This is a genomic window from Streptomyces sp. ISL-96 (assembly GCF_018614035.1).
In the GTDB taxonomy this organism is placed as follows: domain Bacteria; phylum Actinomycetota; class Actinomycetes; order Streptomycetales; family Streptomycetaceae; genus Streptomyces.
On the sequence record NZ_JAGGPA010000023.1, the window covers coordinates 34,038 to 46,659 of the forward strand.

Here is a 12,622-nt window from a genome sequence, read left to right on the forward strand (position 1 = left end):
TTATCCCTGGCTCCGCTCACGTCGCAGGGCCCGCACACCACGGAACCCGATCACCCCAACCGCCGTCCCCAGGAGAAAGGACGTGATGGCGAGCACCAGATGCACCCAGAAGTACGTGGTCGGGTCTCCCGCGTCGTCGAAGGCCAGCCCGCTGCCGTCCTTCAGCAGATTCTTGACGAAAGAGATCCAGATGAACCAGCTCCACACCCCGAAGGCAAGCAGGAACCAGGAGACGGAGCGGCTGAGCTTCATAGCCTCAGTATCGCCACCGGCTCCCGACCCCCGCCGCCGGGGTGCGGACGCGAGCGCGGACAGCGGTGCTGGGCCGACCCGGCGCACCTCACGGCGGGTCACCACCGCCATGTCCACATCGACATCAGCGCCCTGTACGTTCTCGATCGTGTCTGCCGTTAAAAAGACCGCACTGACGGTCCTCTCCGCATCGCTGCTGCCCGCACTCACCGCCCTGCCCGCGCACGCGGCGGCCGCGGACAACAAGCAGCCAAAGCCCCCAGTTTCGATGTCGACGGTGGGCGGCACACAACTCGGGCAGCCCGGTACGCAGGTGCAGCTCGGCGCGGGCTCCCCCATTCTCCCGAAGGAACTCAGCGCCCGGTCGTGGATCGTCGCCGATGCCGAATCCGGCGACGTACTCGCGGCGCACAACTCCCACTGGCGGCTGCCCCCGGCGTCCACCATGAAGATGCTCTTCGCGGACACGGTCCTGCCCAAGCTGCCCAAGACGCTGGTCTACAAAGTGAAGGACACCGACCTGGCGGGCATCGGTGAGGGCAGCAGCCTCGTCGGCATCAAGGAGCGGCACACGTACACCGTCCACGACATGTGGCTCGGCGTGTTCCTGAAGTCCGGCAACGACGCCGTGCACGTCCTGGCCGAGCTGAACGGCGGGATGGAGAAGACCGTCCGTGACATGCAGGCGCACGCCGAGGAGCTCCAGGCGCTCGACACCACCGTCGTCTCACCCGACGGTTACGACGCGAAGGGCCAGGTCAGCAGCGCGTACGACCTGACGCTCATCGCCCGCAGCGGCATGCAGAAGAAGGACTTCCGCGAGTACTGCTCGACAGCGAGCGCCATCTTCCCCGGCGAGAAGAAGGGGAAGAAGCGCGAGAGCTTCGAGATCCAGAACACCAACCGCCTGCTGACCGGCGCCCCGGACATCGAGCCGTACAAGGGCATGGCGGGCGTCAAGAACGGCAACACCACGCACGCGGGAGCGACGTTCACGGGTGTCGCGCAGCGCGGCGACAAGGTGCTGCTGGTGACCGTCATGAACCCGTCCGCCGAAGAGGGCCACGCCGTCTACAAGGAGGCCGCCCGCCTGCTCGACTGGGGCTTCGAGGCGTCGGGGAAGGTCACCCCGGTGGGTGAACTCGTGCCGCCGAAGTCGGCCGAGACCGGCCGGGACGCGCCCTCCGCCAAGGGCAAGGGCGGCAAGGGCGACAAGGCAGCCGCCAAGGACGCGGCCACCCAGCTCGCGGTGACCGACGACGGCAGCACCGGCGTCGGCACCGCGCTCGCGATCACGGGCGGCGCGCTGGTGGTGCTTGCCGCCGGCGTGTTCCTGGTCAACCGGCGCTGGCCGCTGCCCGCCCTGGCGCGCCGCCGCCCTCGCCGCTAATAGGGGGCGCGCCGCCGGGCGGGGGGCTGCCGGGCCGTGGACCGCCGGCCGGCGGGGCGGCGGCCGGCGGGGCGGCGGCCGGTGCGGCGTCCTCAGCGTCCTCGGCCTTCTCCGCGTCGGACCCGTCGGACCCGTTGGACCCGTCGTCCTCGTCGGCCGCCCGTTCGTCGGCGTGCCGCGTCGCCGTCCACGCCGCGCAGCACAGCAGCAGCTTCGCCGTGAGGTTGATCCACAGCAGCAGTGCCACGGGAACACCGAACGCCCCGTACATGCTCTTCGCCGCGACGCCCTTCATGTAGCTGCCCAGCAGCACCTTGAGCAGCTCGAAGCCGACCGCGCCGATGAGCGACGCGGTGATCAGCCGGTGCCTGGCCGGCTGTACCCCCGGCAGCAGGGTCAGGACGTACAGCAGGATCAGGAAGTCCGCGCCGACCGCGAGGACGAGTGCGGCGATCCGCAGCATCACGCCACCCGCGCCGCTTTCCGGGATGCCGATCTGCTCGGCGGTCCAGTCGACGGCCGTCGAGCCGATCGAGGAGGCGGCCCAGGACGACAGCCCGATCACGCCGAGGCCGCCCAGCACCACGCCGTCCTTGAGTTTGCGCAGGATTGGGTTGCCCTCGTCCACGTCGTCCAGCTCCCAGACGGCCCGCAGGCATTCCCTCATCGAGCCGACCCAGCCGATGCCGGTGAAGAGCAGCAGGGCGCCGGCGACGAGGCCGACCGTGCCCGCGTTCTCCACGAGGGAGGCGAGGTCGAGCTGGCCGGAGATTCCCGGCACCTGCTCGGCGATCTTGTTCTCCATGCGGTGCAGCTGATCGTCGGAGAGCAGGGCCGCGCCGATCGCGGCGCTGACGGTGATCAGGGGGAAGAGCGAGAGGAAGCTGATGAAGGTGATCGCGGCGGCCAGCCGGGTCCAGTGGACGCGGTCGAGCGTCTCGTACGTACGCCAGGCGTGAGTGATCGTCAGCCGGGTCACGAACGGGCCGACGACGGGCAGTCTTTTTAGCCAGTCCATGACGTGCGCCTACCCTCCGTGGCGAAAACCAGCGTCCTGGTTCCCCAGAAACGCAGGCAGGTGGCGAGCGCCATGCCGACGACCGCTCCCGAGACGGTGTCGGCGCGGGGGGAGGTCAGCCCGAGGCCGTGGTGCGAGGCGGTGAGGCACAGGAGTTGTACGAGCGCTCCCGCGACGTTGACGGCGAAGAAGAGCGCGTACTGCCGCGCCCGTGCCCGGACCGCCGCCCGCTGCCGCTGTTGCTGCCGGTAGGTGCCGAGTGCGTTTCCGGCGTACGCGACCGAGCATCCGGCGGCGAAGGACAGCGCCTTCGCGGTGAACGGGTCCCAGCCGAGCGGGCCGCGCAGCCACGTGAAGAGCGCGAGGTCGACGGCGTACGCACAGCCGCCGGCCAGCGCGAAGCCGCGCAGCTCGGCCCAGGTCACGCCGGTCACGCTGGTCACGCCCCTGGCGGCCGCCCCTCTCACAGATCGGCCACCGCGAGCCCGTACATCGCCACCCACACGAGGCCGATGACGGCGAGCCCCCGGTCGCGCAGGACGACGTCCTCGGGGGCTCCGGCCGTGCCCCGGTCGGCGAAGACGGCGTACCGCAGCACGGAGAGGATGAACGCGACCATCGACAGCTGACGCCACGGCAGCAGGCTGCCGTTGGCCGTGCCGCCGCTCTCCAGGGCCCACAGGCAGTACCCCAGTACGGCGACTCCGGCCGCGAGCTGCCAGACGAAGCGCAGGTAGCCGGTGGTGTATTCGCCGAGGAGGGCGCGGGTGGCGCCGCGCTTCCCGGGGCGGCCGGCCATCTGCACGGCCTCGGAGTAGCGCTTCGCGGCGACCATGAAGAGCGCGCCGAAGCCCGCGGTGATCAGGAACCAGCGGGAGAGGGGGATGTGGAGCGCCACGCCGCCGATCATCGCGCGCATCAAGAAACCGGTGGTGACGACGACGAGATCGACGACGAGGACGTGCTTGAGCCGCACGCAGTACGCGAACTGCATGAGGACGTACGCCGTGAGGAGAGCGGCCGTCATCGGGTTGCAGAGCAGGGCGGCGGTGACCGGTGCGAGGACCGCGAGCAGCCCCCCGGCGGCGTACGCCACGGGTACGGGGACCTGGCCGGCGGCGACGGGGCGGTGGCACTTGACGGGGTGCGCGCGGTCGGCGTCGGCGTCACGCGCGTCGTTGATCAGGTAGACGGCGGACGCGGCGGCGGTGAACAGCACGAAGACGACGGCCAGTTGGGCCAGGGAACGGTACGAGCCCAGTTCGCCGGCTGCGGCGGGCGCGGCGAGGACCAGCACGTTCTTGACCCACTGGCGGGGGCGCGCGGTGCGCAGCAGCCCGGCGGGCAGGCTCAGCGGCCGCCGCCTCGGCGCTCGCGGCGGCGCGGCTCGGCGGGGCTGGCCGATGACGGCGGCCGGGGCGACGGTTGTTGTGGTGGTCGTGGTGCCCGCACTGCGCTCAGACATACCCGGCACCTCCCTCGGTCACGACCACGGCCACGGCCGCTGCGGCGGCGGTCGGCCCGGTCATCCAGGCCGCGCCGAGTCCGGCGGTGATCCCGCCGAGCAGTACCCCGGCCAGGACATCGGTCGGGTAGTGGACGCCGGCCACCAGGCGGGACACGCACATCGCGGCGGCCAGCGGCGGCACAAGGCGGTGGCCGACGGGGCGCAGCACGCCGAAGGCCACGGTCGCGGCGGCCGCCGACGCCGCGTGGGAGCTGGGGAAGGAGTGCCGGCCCGCGGTGCTCACCAGTGGCTCCAGGGCGGCGAGCTGGGGGCGGGCGCGGCGTACCACCAGCTTGATTCCCATGCTCGCCAGGTGCGCCGCGCCGATCAGCGCCGTACCGCGCAGCCAGGAGTGGCGGCGCTCGTGGTCGGCCCCGGCGCCCAGGAGGCCTGCGGCGATCCAGACGGCGCCGTGCTCACCGCACCAGGAGAGCCCCCGGGCGGCGGCCGCCACGCGTGGATCCGTACCGCAGTCCCGCATTGCCGACAGCAGACGGCGATCAACCTCTCGCATCTGTCACCCCTCTTCCGTAGCGGCGGCCCGGTCAGTCGGCCGGGCGCAGGCAAGGGGCGACTCTGCTCGGATTAAGCAGACTAGTCATGTTAATTGCTGACGACACACCACCAACCACCCATTTGCCCAGCACACCAGGCGATTTACTGAACTGCGATGTTTAGGGACGATACGGTCACTCCATGCCTGTCGACACCGTGCTCGCCTCCGCCTCGGTGGAAGTCACCGGTTGGGGCCGCACCGCCCCGACGACCGCCGCCCGCCTGGTCCGGCCCCGTTCGTACGAGGAGGCGGCGGCCGCGGTCCTCGACTGCGCGGCGCACGGCGCGCGCGGCGGCATCGCGCGCGGGCTCGGCCGGGCGTACGGCGACGCGGCGCAGAACGCGGGCGGCTCCGTACTCGACATGACCGGGCTGGACCGCATCAGTACGGTCGACGCCCGCACGGGCGTCGTGGTGTGCGACGCGGGCGTGAGCCTGCACCGGCTGATGGAAGTCCTGCTGCCACTCGGCTGGTTCGTGCCGGTGACGCCCGGGACCCGGTACGTGACCGTGGGCGGCGCGATCGGCGCCGACATCCACGGCAAGAACCACCACGGCTCGGGCTCCTTCTCGCGTCACGTCGTCTCGCTCGAACTGCTCACCGCCGACGGCGAGGTACGTACGGTCCCCTCCGGCACCGAACTCTTCGACGCCACGGCGGGCGGCATGGGCCTGACCGGCGTCATCCTTTCGGCGAGCATCCAACTCCTCCCGGTGGAGACCTCCTTCATGCGGGTCGACACCGAACGCGCCACCGACCTGGACGACCTGATGGCCCGGCTCACCGCCACCGACCACCGCTACCGCTACTCGGTCGCCTGGATCGACCTCCTCGCGCGCGGCGCGGCCATGGGGCGCTCGGTCCTCACCCGGGGGGAGCACGCCCCGCTCGACGCGCTCCCGGCGCGCGCCCGCCGGGCGCCGCTCGCGTTCCGGCCGGGACGGCTCCCGGCCGCGCCCGGCTTCGTACCGGAAGGGCTGCTCGGCCGGGCATCGGTGGGGGTGTTCAACGAGCTCTGGTACCGCAGGGCGCCGCGAGCACGCCGCACCGGCGAAATCCAGAAGCTGTCGACGTTCTTCCACCCGCTGGACGGTGTCCCGCACTGGAACCGGATCTACGGGCGCGGCGGGTTCGTCCAGTACCAGTTCGTCGTCGGGTACGGGCAGGAGGAGGCCCTGCGCCGGATCGTCGGCCGCATCTCGGGGCGCGGCTGCCCGTCGTTTCTCGCCGTACTGAAACGGTTCGGGGACGGCGATCCGGGCTGGCTCTCCTTCCCGGTGCCCGGCTGGACGCTGGCGCTGGACATCCCGGCGGGCCTGCCGGGGCTGGGCGCGTTCCTCGACGAGCTCGACGAGGAGGTCGTGGCGGCCGGCGGCCGCGTCTACCTGGCGAAGGACTCCCGGCTGCGGCCGGAACTGCTGGGGGCGATGTATCCGCGGCTGGCGGAATTCCGGGCGCTGCGCGCCGAGCTCGACCCGCGCGGCGTCTTCACGTCGGACCTGTCCCGCCGCCTTTCCCTCTGACTGCCGCCGTCCCTCCGACTGACGTTTTCCGTCCACGTCCCCCCTCCAGGAGCGCATCATGAAGGACGCCTTCGGCATCCCCCAGTCCCTGCTCGTCCTCGGCGGCACGTCCGAGATCGGCCTCGCCACGGCCCGCCGCCTGATCGCCCGCCGCACGCGTCTGGTCTGGCTGGCCGGCCGCCCGTCCCCCGCGCTCGAAGAGGCGGCGGCCGGGCTGCGGGCGCTGGGCGCGGAGGTCCGTACGGTGGCATTCGACGCGCTCGACGCCGTGGCGCACGAGGAGAAGCTCGGCAAGGTCTTCGCCGAGGGCGACATCGACATGGTGCTGCTGGCCTTCGGTGTCCTCGGCGACCAGGCGCACGACGAGGAACAGCCACTGTCGGCGGTCAGGGTCGCGCAGACCAACTACACGGGCGCCGTCTCGGCCGCCCTGGTGTGCGCGAACGCGCTCCAGGGGCAGGGCCACGGCTCACTGGTCGTGCTGTCGTCGGTGGCGGGCGAGCGCGCCCGCCGGGCGAATTTCATCTACGGGTCGAGCAAGGCGGGCCTGGACGCCTTCGCACAGGGCCTCGGCGACGCACTGTACGGGACGGGCGTGCACGTGATGGTCGTACGCCCCGGATTCGTACGGTCGAAGATGACGGCGGGCCTGCCCGAGGCACCCATGGCGACCACCCCAGCCGCGGTCGCCACCGCCATCGAGCTGGGGCTGCGGCGGCGCTCGGAGACGGTGTGGGTGCCGGGGGCGATGCGGTTCGTGATGTCGGCGCTGCGGCACGTACCGCGACCGCTGTTCCGGCGGCTGCCGGTCTGAGGAATGCGGGGCTGGGGCAGTGCTCCGGCCCCGCAGCGGGCGGGTCAGGACCGGAGCGAGGGCGCCGCCGGCTGGTCCACGGGTGAGTTCTGGGCCGGCACCATGCCCGCCGCGCCGCCCCCGAACGCGTACTCCCGGAGCTTGCGCCACACCCCGTCCGCGCCCTGCTCGTACAGCGCGAACCCGGCGCAGGCCCACTGCGCCTCGTACTCCGAAAGCTCTTCGTACGCCCGGTCCATCCCCTCTTCGGAGATGCCGTGGGCGACCGTGACGTGCGGGTGATACGGGAACTGAAGCTCACGCACGAGCGGCCCCGACGCGTCCCTGACCCGCTTCTGGAGCCACGAGCAGGCCGCCGCACCCTCGACGACCTGGACAAAGACGACCGGGGAGAGCGGGCGGAACGTACCCGTACCCGACAGCCGCATCGGGAAGGAGCGCCCGGACGCCGCGACGGCGGCGAGGTGCGCCTCGACGGCGGGCAGGAGCGCCGCGTCGACCTCGGTGGGCGGGAGGAGGGTGACATGCGTGGGGATGCCGTGCGCGGCCGGATCCCCGAAGCTCGCGCGCCGCTCCTGGAGCAGGCTGCCGTACGGCTCCGGGACCGCGATCGAAACGCCGAGCGTTACGGTCCCCACGTCGTTCTCCTCCGTCGTCGTCCGGTACGTCCTGTGTGGTGCTGCCAGTGTGCAGTGTGGCGGTCGGGCGGCCCTTGTGGCCAGAGTCCTTGGTCCGGACGTTGGTCACGGTCCGGACCGACACCCGCGCTCAGTGCTTGGCGGGCAGCAGACCGACCTTCTCGTAGGCCTGGGCGAGGGTCTCAGCGGCGACCGTACGGGCCTTCTCGGCGCCCTTGGCCAGAATCGAGTCCAGCGTCTCCGGGTCGTCCAGGTATTCCTGGGTGCGGGTGCGGAACGGCGTGACGAACTCCACCATCACCTCGGCGAGGTCCGTCTTGAGCGCGCCGTACATCTTGCCCTCGTACTTCTTCTCCAGCTCGGCGATCGTCTCGCCGGTGAGCGTGGAGTAGATGGTGAGGAGGTTGCTGACGCCCGGCTTCTCGACGGCGTCGTAACGGATCACGGTGTCCGTGTCCGTGACCGCGCTCTTGATCTTCTTGGCGGTCACCTTGGGCTCGTCGAGCAGGTTGATCAGGCCCTTCGGCGTCGACGCCGACTTGCTCATCTTGATCGCCGGGTCCTGGAGATCGAAGATCTTCGCCGTCTCCTTGAGGATGTACGGCGCCGGGATGGTGAACGTGTCGCCGAAGCGGCCGTTGAACCGCTCGGCGAGGTCGCGGGTCAGCTCGATGTGCTGGCGCTGGTCCTCGCCGACCGGGACCTGATTGGCCTGGTAGAGCAGGATGTCCGCGACCTGGAGGATCGGGTACGTGAAGAGGCCGACGGTGGCGCGGTCGGAGCCCTGCTTGGCGGACTTGTCCTTGAACTGCGTCATGCGCGACGCCTCGCCGAATCCGGCCAGGCAGTTCATGACCCAGCCGAGCTGGGCGTGCTCGGGCACGTGGCTCTGCACGAAGAGCGTGCAGCGGTCGGGGTCGAGGCCGGCGGCCAGCAGCTGGGCCGCGGCGAGCCTGGTGTTGGCACGCAGTTCGGCAGGGTCCTGCGGAACCGTGATCGCATGCAGGTCGACGACCATGTAGAAGGCGTCGTGCGTTTCCTGCAGGGCGACCCATTGGCGTACGGCGCCAAGGTAATTGCCGAGGTGGAACGAGCCTGCGGTGGGCTGGATGCCGGAGAGCACGCGGGGACGATCAGAGGCCATGAACTCATTCTCTCAGGTGTGGAACCCAACTCGGCTCTCCGGTGTATCAAGAGTGTGAGGACGCGGGAGGGGACCCTGGAGGGGGGCCGCATCGGCATCGACGATGCTGCGGTGATCGCGCGCGTACGGTCCGGGGAGCCCGAGGCGTATGCGGAACTGGTGCGCGCCTACACAGGAATCGCGCTCAGGGCGGCTGTGGCGCTTGGAGCGGGTGCGGACGCGGAAGACGTGGTGCAGGCGAGCCTCTTCAAGGCGTACCAGTCGCTGGGGCGCTTCAGGGACGGCTCGGCGTTCCGGCCGTGGTTGCTCCGGATTGTCGCGAATGAGACGAGAAACACAGTTCGCTCGGCGAGTCGTCGGCGGGCCGCGACGGGGCGGGAAGCGGCGTTGCTGGGTGCCGGGCCGGCGATACCGGAATCGGCCGATCCGGCGGTGGCGGCGCTGGCGGAGGAGCGGCGGCGGCGGTTACTGGCCGCGCTGGACGAGCTGAGCGAGGACCAGCGCCGCGTCGTCACGTACCGCTATCTGCTGGAGATGAGCGAGGCGGAGACGGCGGAGGCACTGGGCTGGCCGGAGGGCACGGTGAAGTCGAGGCTGAACCGTGGGCTGAAGAAGCTGCGGCGGATTCTGCCGGGGGCGTGGGAAGGGGGTGATGAGCATGAGTAGCGACCGGCCGGAGGGACGGCCCGAGGAGCTGCGCGACGAGCTGCGCGAGCTGGGGCGCGGGATGCGGGTCCCGTACGTCGACGGAGCGACCATGGCCGAGCGGGTGCTGGCGCAGATCATCGCGGAGGCGGTACCCGTGCCGGTGGCGGAGCCTCCGGGGCGCGGGGAGCGGGTGCGGGCCTGGGCGCGGCGCAGGTGGCGGCTGCTGACCGCCGCGCTGTCCGGGCTGCTGGTCGCGCTGGTGCTCACGCCCCCGGTGCGGGCGGCGGTCGTGGAGTGGTTCGACTTCGGCGGCGTGGAGGTGCGGTACGACCCGGCGGCCTCGCCGCCGCCAGGATCGCCCGGCGCGGGGCCGCCCGGCTGCCCGCAGGGGCTGACGGTGGCGGAGGCGGCGCTGCGGGCCGGCTTCGGTCCGGTGCTGCCGACGGGGCTGGGTGAGCCGGTGGCGGCTTCGGTCTCGGCCGACCGGCGGGTGCTCTCGGTGTGCTGGGGGAAGGTCCGGATCGACGAGTTCCGGGCGACCATCGACCCGCTCTTCCACAAGACGACGCCTGTGCCCGCCGCTTACACCGAAGTGGAGGGCCGGACGGCCCTGTGGTTCCCGGAGCGCCACCGGCTGACGCTGAAGCTCGTGGACGAGGCCGGCCGGTCGTACGGGCACGAGGTGAGGTCGGCGGGCCCGACCCTGCTCTGGCAGCACGGCGGGCTGCTGACGCTGCGGCTGGAGGGCGTGGAGTCCATGGAGCGCGCGGTGAAACTCGCAGAATCGGCCCGCTGAGAGTGGAACCCACAAGGCGTGGGCGGTGTATGAGAAGTGACACCGCAGTGAGGTGCCACCACAGTGCGGCGACGCATCGACGGGGGACGAACCATGCGATTGCTACGACGACTTGCCGCCCTTGCCGGGGTGGTGCTCGCGATGATTCTGCTGGGTGCGTCACGGGCTGCGGCGGGCGGTCCGACCAGCGTGCTCGTGGTCTCGCCGGACAGCGGACAGGCCGCTTCGCTCTACCACACGGCCGCCCGCTACCAGGAGTTGCAGAAGCACCTCGGTCCCGGGGAGGCGCACGGAGTGCGCGAGCGTCCCCTGGAGATTGACGGCGCGGTGGACGAGGGCGGGACATGGCGCCGGCTCACCGTGACGTGGCTTCGGCACGATGTGTCCGTGTGGCGGGTGGACCGGGTGCACCTGCCGAAGAAGGCCGGCCCGATATGGGTCAGCACGCAGACCGAGGGCCAGTCCGTGCCCGCCGAGCGCTGGCACCTGGCCGACGAGCCTGCGAAGCTGCGCGTCCTGCTGGACCGGCTGGGCGTGCTGGGCAAGGAAGCCGGTGCCCCCGGTGCGGCGGGCGTGGGCGGCGGCGACTTCCCGCCGGACTTTGTCAGCGGGTCCGAAGCCGAAGCGGCGGAACCGGGAGCGGCTGAATCCGGCGTGGCCGCGCTGGGCCGGCCGGGTGACGGCGCCGGCTCGGCGGACTGGTGGTGGGCGATACCGGGGCTGGCGGCCGGGTCCCTGATCGGTTTCGCCGGGGTCACTCTGGTCCGGCGCGGCACGGCCCGGCGGGAGCCTGGCCCGCCGGGGCCGCGCCGTCAACTCATCGACACCTGAAGGGCATCAGGCAGGGTTCGCCGTCAGTCCGTGGGGAGGCCCGGTGCTGGGAAGGCGGCCATGAGGTCGGCCACTTCGGCGCGGATCGCGGCGAGGGCGTCCTCGTCGCCGGCGCGGGCGGCGGTGACGCCCCGGTCGATCCAGTCGGCGACGGCCGGCATGTGTTCCGCGGCAAGACCGCGCGAGGTGAGGGAGGGGGTGCCGATGCGGACTCCGGACGGGTCGAACGGCTTCCTCGGGTCGTACGGGACGGTGTTGTAGTTGACGACGATCCCGGCCCGGTCCAGGGCCTTCGCCGCCACCTTGCCGGGCACGTCCTTGGGGGTGAGGTCCATCAGGATCAGGTGGTTGTCGGTGCCGCCCGAGACCAGGTCGAAGCCGCGGGCCAGCAGGGCCTCGGCGAGCGCCTTGGCGTTGTCGACGACCGCGTGCGCGTAGTCGCGGAAGGAGGGCTGGGCCGCCTCGTGGAGGGCGACGGCGATGGCCGCTGTGGTCTGGTTGTGCGGGCCGCCCTGGAGGCCGGGGAAGACCGCCTTGTCGATGGCCTTCGCGTGCTCCTCGCGGGACATCAGCATCGCGCCGCGGGGGCCGCGCAGGGTCTTGTGCGTGGTCGTGGAGATCACGTCGGCGTGCGGGACCGGGGACGGGTGGGCGCCGCCGGCGATCAGGCCGGCGATGTGGGCGACATCCGCGACGAGCACGGCGCCGGACTCGCGGGCGATCTCCGCGAAGGCGGCGAAGTCGATGGTGCGGGGGAGGGCGGTGCCACCGCAGAAGATCAGTTTCGGGCGTTCCTTGAGCGCGAGGTCGCGGACCTCGTCGAAGTCGATGAGCCCCGTGTCCTGGCGTACGCCGTACTGGACGCCGCGGAACCACTTGCCGGTGGCCGAGACGCCCCAGCCGTGGGTGAGGTGGCCGCCCATCGGGAGGGCCATGCCCATCACGGTGTCGCCGGGCTCGGCGAAGGCGAGGTAGACGGCGAGGTTGGCCGGCGAGCCGGAGTAGGGCTGGACGTTGGCGTGGTCGACGCCGAACAGGGCCTTGGCGCGGGCGGTGGCGAGCCGTTCGACCTGGTCGATGTTCTGCTGGCCCTCGTAGTAGCGCCGGCCCGCGTAGCCCTCGCTGTACTTGTTCTGCAGCACGGTGCCGGAGGCTTCGAGTACGGCCTGCGAGACGTAGTTCTCACTGGGGATCAGGCGCAGGGTGTCGGCCTGGAGCTGTTCCTCGGCTCCGACCAGGGCGGCCAGTTCGGGGTCCGTGGCGGAGAGGGCGGGGTGGCTGAGCGGGAGAGTCATCTTGTCCTCCGGGGCGAGCGGTCGGTGTCCGGTCGTGATCCCGGGGTGCCCAGGCGGGCGGCACCTCGTGCTGTGTTCCCCGCACGGCTTCCCCGCGGTCTGTTCCGCGTACGCCAGTCGCCGTGCTTACCGGCCACCCTAGCGGCCCACCGCAAAGCATGGTTTCTTCGTCCGGCATACGAGCGACGATAGAAAGGGGCACCATCCCTG

At 71.5% G+C, this 12,622-nt stretch carries 14 protein-coding genes and 1 riboswitch; of the genes, 6 read left to right on the forward strand and 8 right to left on the reverse strand.

Annotated features, from left to right (window positions below):
- Complete coding sequence (locus tag J7E96_RS37425) at nucleotides 1-252, reverse strand: SCO4848 family membrane protein (RefSeq protein ID WP_251069978.1); 252 nt, start codon at nucleotides 250-252, stop codon at nucleotides 1-3.
- A gap of 148 nt (nucleotides 253-400) precedes the next feature.
- On the opposite strand from J7E96_RS37425, the gene J7E96_RS16055 reads away from it, so the two are divergent.
- Nucleotides 401-1,642, forward strand: coding sequence for a D-alanyl-D-alanine carboxypeptidase family protein (locus J7E96_RS16055; RefSeq protein ID WP_374196686.1), 1,242 nt, complete (start codon nucleotides 401-403; stop codon nucleotides 1,640-1,642).
- On the opposite strand, the gene J7E96_RS16060 is transcribed toward J7E96_RS16055, so the two are convergent.
- The 4 genes from J7E96_RS16060 to J7E96_RS16075 are packed head-to-tail and all read right to left on the reverse strand — an operon-like array spanning nucleotide 1,590 to nucleotide 4,681.
- Entirely contained in the window at nucleotides 1,590-2,660 is a 1,071-nt protein-coding gene (locus tag J7E96_RS16060; protein WP_215131993.1) for a YihY/virulence factor BrkB family protein, read from the reverse strand. The genes J7E96_RS16055 and J7E96_RS16060 overlap by 53 nt on opposite strands.
- The gene (locus J7E96_RS16065) at nucleotides 2,648-3,103 is read right to left on the reverse strand and encodes a GtrA family protein (RefSeq protein WP_308295982.1); all 456 of its coding nucleotides are present in this window, start codon (nucleotides 3,101-3,103) and stop codon (nucleotides 2,648-2,650) included. The genes J7E96_RS16060 and J7E96_RS16065 overlap by 13 nt, the downstream gene beginning before the upstream one ends.
- A gap of 20 nt (nucleotides 3,104-3,123) precedes the next feature.
- A complete protein-coding gene (locus J7E96_RS16070; RefSeq protein ID WP_215131997.1) occupies nucleotides 3,124-4,125 on the reverse strand; it encodes a decaprenyl-phosphate phosphoribosyltransferase in 1,002 nt (333 codons plus the stop codon).
- On the reverse strand, nucleotides 4,118-4,681 hold the full coding sequence (locus J7E96_RS16075; RefSeq protein WP_215131999.1) for a phosphatase PAP2 family protein: 564 nt from the start codon (nucleotides 4,679-4,681) through the stop codon (nucleotides 4,118-4,120). The genes J7E96_RS16070 and J7E96_RS16075 overlap by 8 nt, the downstream gene beginning before the upstream one ends.
- Before the next feature lie 182 nt (nucleotides 4,682-4,863).
- Here J7E96_RS16075 and J7E96_RS16080 point away from each other — a divergent pair, with 182 nt between their 5' ends.
- Entirely contained in the window at nucleotides 4,864-6,246 is a 1,383-nt protein-coding gene (locus tag J7E96_RS16080) for an FAD-binding protein (protein ID WP_215132001.1), read from the forward strand.
- Nucleotides 6,247-6,304: 58 nt separating this feature from the next.
- Nucleotides 6,305-7,060, forward strand: coding sequence for a decaprenylphospho-beta-D-erythro-pentofuranosid-2-ulose 2-reductase (locus J7E96_RS16085; protein ID WP_215132003.1), 756 nt, complete (start codon nucleotides 6,305-6,307; stop codon nucleotides 7,058-7,060).
- A 44-nt stretch (nucleotides 7,061-7,104) separates the two neighbouring features.
- On the opposite strand, the gene J7E96_RS16090 is transcribed toward J7E96_RS16085, so the two are convergent.
- Nucleotides 7,105-7,698, reverse strand: a complete 594-nt coding sequence (locus J7E96_RS16090) for a 2'-5' RNA ligase family protein (protein WP_215132005.1) — start codon at nucleotides 7,696-7,698, stop codon at nucleotides 7,105-7,107.
- 130 nt (nucleotides 7,699-7,828) lie between these two features.
- Nucleotides 7,829-8,842: a tryptophan--tRNA ligase gene (trpS, locus tag J7E96_RS37430; RefSeq protein ID WP_251069980.1), complete on the reverse strand. Its 1,014-nt coding sequence runs from the start codon at nucleotides 8,840-8,842 to the stop codon at nucleotides 7,829-7,831.
- A 54-nt stretch (nucleotides 8,843-8,896) separates the two neighbouring features.
- Here trpS and J7E96_RS16095 point away from each other — a divergent pair, with 54 nt between their 5' ends.
- The 3 genes from J7E96_RS16095 (at nucleotide 8,897) to J7E96_RS16105 (ending at nucleotide 11,117) form a co-directional block, all read left to right on the forward strand.
- Nucleotides 8,897-9,508 (forward strand): sigma-70 family RNA polymerase sigma factor, encoded by a 612-nt coding sequence (locus tag J7E96_RS16095; protein ID WP_308295984.1) that lies wholly within the window; start codon nucleotides 8,897-8,899, stop codon nucleotides 9,506-9,508.
- Nucleotides 9,501-10,286 carry a hypothetical protein gene (locus J7E96_RS16100; RefSeq protein WP_215132009.1) on the forward strand — a complete coding sequence of 262 codons (786 nt, stop codon included), beginning with the start codon at nucleotides 9,501-9,503 and terminating at the stop codon, nucleotides 10,284-10,286. Before J7E96_RS16095 ends, J7E96_RS16100 begins: the two co-directional genes overlap by 8 nt.
- 93 nt (nucleotides 10,287-10,379) lie before the next feature.
- Entirely contained in the window at nucleotides 10,380-11,117 is a 738-nt protein-coding gene (locus J7E96_RS16105; protein WP_215132011.1) for a hypothetical protein, read from the forward strand.
- A 23-nt stretch (nucleotides 11,118-11,140) separates the two neighbouring features.
- Here J7E96_RS16105 and glyA read toward each other — a convergent pair whose 3' ends face one another.
- Complete coding sequence (gene glyA, locus J7E96_RS16110; RefSeq protein ID WP_215132013.1) at nucleotides 11,141-12,412, reverse strand: serine hydroxymethyltransferase; 1,272 nt, start codon at nucleotides 12,410-12,412, stop codon at nucleotides 11,141-11,143.
- A 40-nt stretch (nucleotides 12,413-12,452) separates the two neighbouring features.
- Nucleotides 12,453-12,543, reverse strand: a riboswitch (ZMP/ZTP riboswitch).
- Nucleotides 12,544-12,622 lie beyond the last annotated feature (79 nt).

Bases quoted from the DNA above. Each gene is read 5' to 3' on its own strand.
- J7E96_RS37425 (WP_251069978.1), bottom strand. From the start codon at position 252: ATGAAGCTCAGCCGCTCCGTCTCCTGGTTCCTGCTTGCCTTCGGGGTG.
- J7E96_RS16060 (WP_215131993.1), bottom strand. From the start codon at position 2,660: ATGGACTGGCTAAAAAGACTGCCCGTCGTCGGCCCGTTCGTGACCCGG.
- J7E96_RS16070 (WP_215131997.1), bottom strand. From the start codon at position 4,125: ATGTCTGAGCGCAGTGCGGGCACCACGACCACCACAACAACCGTCGCC.
- J7E96_RS16075 (WP_215131999.1), bottom strand. From the start codon at position 4,681: ATGCGAGAGGTTGATCGCCGTCTGCTGTCGGCAATGCGGGACTGCGGT.
- J7E96_RS16080 (WP_215132001.1), top strand. From the start codon at position 4,864: ATGCCTGTCGACACCGTGCTCGCCTCCGCCTCGGTGGAAGTCACCGGT.
- J7E96_RS16085 (WP_215132003.1), top strand. From the start codon at position 6,305: ATGAAGGACGCCTTCGGCATCCCCCAGTCCCTGCTCGTCCTCGGCGGC.
- trpS (WP_251069980.1), bottom strand. From the start codon at position 8,842: ATGGCCTCTGATCGTCCCCGCGTGCTCTCCGGCATCCAGCCCACCGCA.
- J7E96_RS16100 (WP_215132009.1), top strand. From the start codon at position 9,501: ATGAGTAGCGACCGGCCGGAGGGACGGCCCGAGGAGCTGCGCGACGAG.
- J7E96_RS16105 (WP_215132011.1), top strand. From the start codon at position 10,380: ATGCGATTGCTACGACGACTTGCCGCCCTTGCCGGGGTGGTGCTCGCG.
- glyA (WP_215132013.1), bottom strand. From the start codon at position 12,412: ATGACTCTCCCGCTCAGCCACCCCGCCCTCTCCGCCACGGACCCCGAA.